General features: G+C 57.3%; 6 protein-coding genes. All 6 read right to left on the reverse strand.

Features of this window, described 5'->3' with window-relative positions:
* Window positions 1-24 precede the first annotated feature (24 nt).
* Window positions 25-732 carry an ATP-dependent DNA ligase gene (locus QQK95_RS33280; RefSeq protein ID WP_284278826.1) on the reverse strand — a complete coding sequence of 236 codons (708 nt, stop codon included), beginning with the start codon at window positions 730-732 and terminating at the stop codon, window positions 25-27.
* Window positions 733-1,195: 463 nt separating this feature from the next.
* Window positions 1,196-1,606 (reverse strand): hypothetical protein, encoded by a 411-nt coding sequence (locus QQK95_RS33285; protein WP_202359833.1) that lies wholly within the window; start codon window positions 1,604-1,606, stop codon window positions 1,196-1,198.
* A 620-nt stretch (window positions 1,607-2,226) separates the two neighbouring features.
* A complete protein-coding gene (locus QQK95_RS33290; RefSeq protein WP_244748147.1) occupies window positions 2,227-2,427 on the reverse strand; it encodes a hypothetical protein in 201 nt (66 codons plus the stop codon).
* A 39-nt stretch (window positions 2,428-2,466) separates the two neighbouring features.
* The gene (locus QQK95_RS33295; RefSeq protein WP_244748145.1) at window positions 2,467-2,658 is read right to left on the reverse strand and encodes a recombinase family protein; all 192 of its coding nucleotides are present in this window, start codon (window positions 2,656-2,658) and stop codon (window positions 2,467-2,469) included.
* 798 nt (window positions 2,659-3,456) lie between these two features.
* A complete protein-coding gene (locus QQK95_RS33300; RefSeq protein WP_244748143.1) occupies window positions 3,457-4,596 on the reverse strand; it encodes a (Fe-S)-binding protein in 1,140 nt (379 codons plus the stop codon).
* Between the two features lie 882 nt (window positions 4,597-5,478).
* On the reverse strand, window positions 5,479-5,848 hold a 370-nt coding region (locus QQK95_RS33305; protein ID WP_284278828.1), incomplete at its 5' end, for an IS3 family transposase.

The following is a 5,848-nucleotide window of genomic DNA, read 5'->3' on the forward strand; positions in this document are numbered from 1 at the left end:
ACCCGCCTCGATACGCCGCCCTTCTCAAACCGTCATCACCCATTTTCCGCCATAGCTCTTGATGAAGGCCGAGCCGACATAGCGGCCGGTCGCGCGGTCGGCCATCAGGGCAAAGGCTGGCTTGCCCGCCTCACGCTCGACGCCGAGCAACTCGTATTCGTCGACCGAGTAGCATTTCGCCTTCAGCCAGTATGTGGACGGGCCGCTGCGGTATTTGCTGTCGCGCCGCTTCGATACCATTCCTTCAAGACCAGCCATATCGAGCAGATGAAAGATCGCCTTAGCCTCACCCGGTAGCGGCTCGCTGAACTGGATTCGGCCGCCAGGCTTTATCATGCTGGCCAGGATCTCGCGCCGCTCCTCGAGCGCCGTGTCGCGCAAATCATGGCCATTGAGATGCAGCAGGTCGAAGGCGACGAAATAAAGGTCGTGCTGCCGCCGAGTGATCGCCTTCCGCAACTCTCCGAAGTCGGAAAGCCCTGCTTTGTTAAGCACAATGATCTCGCCGTCGACGATGGCGCTTTCCGCACCGAGGCTCTTCGCCTCCTGCACCAGGTCGCGATATTTCGCCGTCCATTCGTGACCGTTCCGCGTGTAGATGCGCGCGCCGTCTTCATCGATGATCATTTGCGATCGGTAGCCGTCAAATTTCACCTCGTGAATCCAGTCGTCACCCGTGGGCGGCGTCTCGACCAGGGTCGGCATCAACGGGGCTATGAACTTCAGACGCATGCACTGACTCGCAAAAGCCGCGATTCAATTAGCATGCGCTAAAATGGTTCCGGAACTTTTATTGCGACCCGCGAGGTTCGGTCGGCCATGACGAAGCTATAGACCTGGGGCCACTCATTCCGGGTAAGCTGCACGGCGGCGACCTGATCCGCGAAGAGGGCCATTTCTACAACTGCCCGAACTGCGGCCAGAAGGTCGATCAGCGCGACCTACGACAAGTCTTCTGGCATGAAGAGCCCGGGCACGAGCCACTAGAGCCCGAAACCATTGACGATTCTCAAATTTTCTCGAAAGAAGTAGCAGTCCCGCTGCGGGCGACCACAGGCAAAAAAACGCCCGCCCGGAATGGGAACCGAGGGCGGGCCAAGAGGTGGCTAGGGATCAACCCTGCAACATGTCAACGAGCAGTGAAGGGGTTGATTGCCGAACGGTAGCATCGTCGCTCAAACCGCTTCTGGCGACCTCAGCGGGTGGCTGGAGATAGCCCCGACACCGATCGCACGCTCGCGCTGGAGAAAACCACAAAGGCAAATATCAGCACAGCAGTAGCCACCATCAGCGAGCCGGCGGCGACGACCGGCTCAAGCGCTGAATACCCTCCATGCAGCATCAGATACAGCGCAGGCAGCATGATCACCAGTCCGACGTTATAGAGACCGTAGTGGATCATTGCGATTTTCCGCTCCGCCTTAGCCGGGTTGAGCGCGTAGTACCCACCGAATATAGCGCTGGTGACCCATCCGAGCAGATTGATGTGAGCATGGGCCGGGAAGGAACCGTGATCGCCGGAGATTGCCATCTGCAAGCCGGCACCGATCCCCAGGATAAGCCACACAACAGCCGTTCTAAAAAAGAGATTCGAAACCTTAGGCATGACACTTCTCCCCAAAAAGCGCTGAAAATCAACGCGCGATATTAAGGGGCTGCTAAAATAGCAATGCAATCAAAAACAACGCCAATCCGGCGGTGCGTGCTGTTGCGCAACCGCGCCTAGGCCTGTCCAAGCCCCTTCCCTGGGCTCGGATGGCTGGAGCAGAGCGCCACCATATTGCGTCCATCGATGTTCGCAGTCCCGTACCCTCAAGCTAGGCGTTCCAGGTTCCCCGTACAGGACCATTGCACTGCGAACATCGTATCCAAGCATGGACGCGTTGGCGACGAACTGGATAGCGCCCCAAGCTGATGGCGCCGATCCGTGTTTCCGTTTTACTGGTGAGATCGATCACGCCGAAAATTTCCGCATCTGTTCCTCTGCCGGCCAATACAGCCGTCCAAGGCAAGAAGCATCGCGAAATCCCCCGAACTATCAGCCATTAACTTCAATCCGCGAAATTTGTTGCGTCCAGGCGGCTTGCCGGGCGCTGGCTCAAAAGCATCATTCACAAGCTCATCCGCGAATAGTACGGATCGTTTCATTTGCGCTGGCCAGAAGATTGGCAATGGAACGTCGGTCAGCAGGGCATATTTTCGAGAAAAACTTCGCGACCTGGACGTCTAAATCAAGCGTCCCCTCGGCGCCAACTCAGCGTTCGGTCCAATGATCTTCTTGCCGTCGCTCCCCGTGACGTTGAGATGACCCAGCGGAGCCTTGGTAGGCCAGATGCCCTGCTCCGCCTTCTCCATCTGTCCCTTGCGGGCTTCCTCCGAGAGATTGTCGATGTAGGTCTTCGCCATCAGCACCTTGATGCCGTGCATGAACTTTTCCGACGAGCGCGAGTCCTGCGAGAGGACCACTCATTCCTTGGCGAGGTGGATCTCGACGTGAAGTTCGTCGAGCGTCACCCAGTCCTTGAGATTGCGATAGGGACGGTCGGTCTTCTCAACCAGAACAACCCGCACACCGGGATGCTTGCGAAGGTATTTGACCATCTCATTGAAGTTGGTCCGCCCGCTGCTATTCGTCGTCTCGACGTCGAGGATGGGCAATGCCAAACTGCTTTTGAGCCGCGTCCTCCCACAGAAGCTTGCATTGGGCAGGTATGGAGAAGCCTTCCTTCTCCTGTTCTTTTTAGGAAACGCGAGCATAGAGCAGCGCCTTCACCAAGCCACCGCGATTTGCGATCTGCGCAGTCTTCTTGACCATCTTCCCAGCCTCGTCTCCTAACCAGTCACGGCGGAGCGAGGGAAAGCGCCTCGCTCAATCCATGTTTTCCCACTCAGCCAGGAGACGAAAGAACAGAGAACCCGGTGACGTTTTTTCTACGATCTTTCGAGCATCCTCCGCTGTCAGCTTTCGGCCGTTGCGTTGTTCGAACAGCAGAGCTGTTCTATCAAGGAAGGCACAATCAACGGCGCGATTGCGCGGAGACAAGGTCTTCTCATCCGACTGACAAACGTTCCTTGGTCTCTTCATCTTCTTTGCCCGGTTTCAGGCGCTTTGCAGCACCAGGCAAGGATCGCCGCTCTCTCTAATCTCGAATGGCCGATGTGTGCGCTTCAGTCGCTTTTTCCACGCCCGCGCCTTGGACGGCTAGGACTTAACCCCTAACCGAAGCGCTTAAGGCTGAACTCAATTCCTATTCGACGCCCGACGGTCTCATGATGGACTCCAGTCCATGGAAGGTCGAAGCTAGACGCGAAGCTTGAGATGGACGGAAACCTTATCTGGCCAGCACGCGCTGTGGCATGGTCAGCTACCCCATGGGTTGACAACACCGCCTCGCTCCGGAAGCGACCAAATTGCTACGCCGCCCCGAAATGATACGATGGCCAGGACGCCAACATTCAACCTGGTACCACGACATTCTCGACTTGCTTGCTAACCTTTAGAGGAAGCGGCTGCTCGCCCAGTAGCACTCTGACAACGACGTCACGAGCATCTTGGGGATCGAGCGAGTGCTTTGCTATCAGGTCCCTACACTCGCTGACGATCTGGTCGACGTCCTGCATGACCTTGAGCTCCTTGTAGCGATCGTGCCGATACAGCCCCATGCTTTCACCAACCACCTCAAGGATATTGATGATGCGGAATGGCCAATCGCGCTCGTGTGCACACAGTTCGCGATGATCGGAATGGTAAACCGCAACCAAGGCGTCCACACCCGCGGCACTGGCCGCTTCAAGTTCCCTCAACTGCAACTCACGCTTGAACTTTGGAAGCGCACCGACATGCACGCTTTGCAGACCTACAGCGGGCTGGTTCAGATCGACAAGCGAGATGCCGGGGATCATCTTAAGGATTTCGGTGGCGGCCTCCACGATGCCTGCGACGCCAGGATGCTTGTGCAGCGCGACGCGCATCTCGACCCTGTGCTGCAGATGCGGCTTTAACTGCGCCAGCCGCTGGCCGATAAATCTTAGGAATGGGTTCATCTCGAACGGGCGGGAGCCGCGCTGTCGTTCCACCGTTGGCAGGATGTTTTCCGTGAACTGGACGTAGCAGGTCGGACACCAGGTGATCACCTGTCCCGACTTGGAGTGCGACAGCTTCTCCATCGAGCTCGAACCCATGCGGCCGCTCATCTCGGCGTCACCGGACTTGAGTTGCACGATACCGCAACAATGGCTCGGACCGCCCATGACCTGGTAACTGACACCGAGCACATCCATGATATCGAGCGCAAGCAAGGCAATGTGCGGCGTCTTCAGCACATTGCAGCCGGTGTAAAACACAAAGTCCGCCGGCTCGGTGGGCATGGATACTGACGCTGATTTTTGACCCAGCCTTTCCAGGACCTCCGTATCGAGTTGCAAGCGCGACAGCATCGTTACACCGCGGCTGACCTCCCGGTATCTCTCCACGCCTGCCCTGCGTCGTTCAGCAAGCTCCTTGTCGGACTTCGCAGCGCTAAGGCGCGCCATGGTAAGGAGAAAGCGAGGATTGACGCCGTAATCGCACGCCTTGATACATTCTCCGCTGAGCATGCAAGCGGCTGCCCATTTGCGGGACGCTTCCGGACCGCTACCGTCTCGCACAAGATCGAGAACACCGCCAATGAGGTCTTCGGACGTCTCATCCGAGATGCCGGCGGGCGCTACGCTTGGACAAACCTCAGCGCACTTGCCACATCGTGTGCAAGCCTCAACCATATCCTGGACACGTTCGCCCAGAGCCGTCTCGAAGGATGTCTCATTCACTGGGGGCATCGCGGGCTCCAAGTCTGAGGAATGGGCCTTGTGCGCGCATTGGCAGCTCGGAAATTAACATAAGAATCGGCAATCTTGAAGGACGAGGCCTTCGTCCTCCTTGTTTGACTAAGCGAGGGGAAGTCCGTCGGCCCTCTAACGGGGTGCCCTGCTTCCACGTGAAAAGCCGGAATGGGGCGCAAAGCTGCAGCTCAGCACGTGGAGAACTGGAGGAGCGAACTGACGAGCGGAATCAAGAATGCACCATTGCCAGAAGTCGATGCGTTCCAAACTGCCCAACACCGAATCTAGTGTACCACCTTGTCTATAAGCACGCGCAACTCGGGCTGGGGCGCAACCCAGAAAATTCGAAAAGCTTCCGGGAACCCCAGCCAAACCAGAGGCTGGGCAGGTAGCTTCGCTTCACAAGCCTCATTCGCTCTACGATAGCAACTACTTCGGAAATAACATCAAAGGGTTGTCCGAAGACCTTACGAATTCTGCATTGGCTCCACTGCAGTTCGATAGATCGGGCTTAAGACGACGGTTGCGTCGTTGATCATCAGCCAATAGAGAGGGGATAAATCAGGCAAAAGGACCACCAATGACCAACGAATCCGACAGCCGCCCTACCGAACTAGCTGAGCTAACTGGGCTGCTGCCGGTTTTTCGGACACGAGGTTAAGCTAGCATAGCTTGTTCCTCGAACTCGACGGGGCTCAGATAGCCGAGCGTCGAGTGCCTTCGCCGAGGGTTATAGAAGCGCTCGATGTAGTCGAACACATCCGCCCTCGCGTCATCCCTCGTCCTGTATACCTTGCGGGCTGTCCGCTCGGTCTTGAGCGACGAGAAGAAGCTCTCCATCGCGGCATTGTCCCAGACGTTGCCCGACCGGCTCATTGAGCAGGTGATGCCGTGGTCGGCCATCAGTCGCTGGAACTGCTCGCTCGTATATTGCGATCCCTGGTCGGAGTGGTGCAGCAGGCTGTCGGGCGAGCTATGGCGGAAAATGGGTGATGACGGTTTGAGAAGGGCGGCGTATCGAGGCGGG

The sequence above is a fragment of the Mesorhizobium huakuii genome, assembly GCF_030160235.1.
Classification (GTDB): domain Bacteria; phylum Pseudomonadota; class Alphaproteobacteria; order Rhizobiales; family Rhizobiaceae; genus Mesorhizobium; species Mesorhizobium huakuii.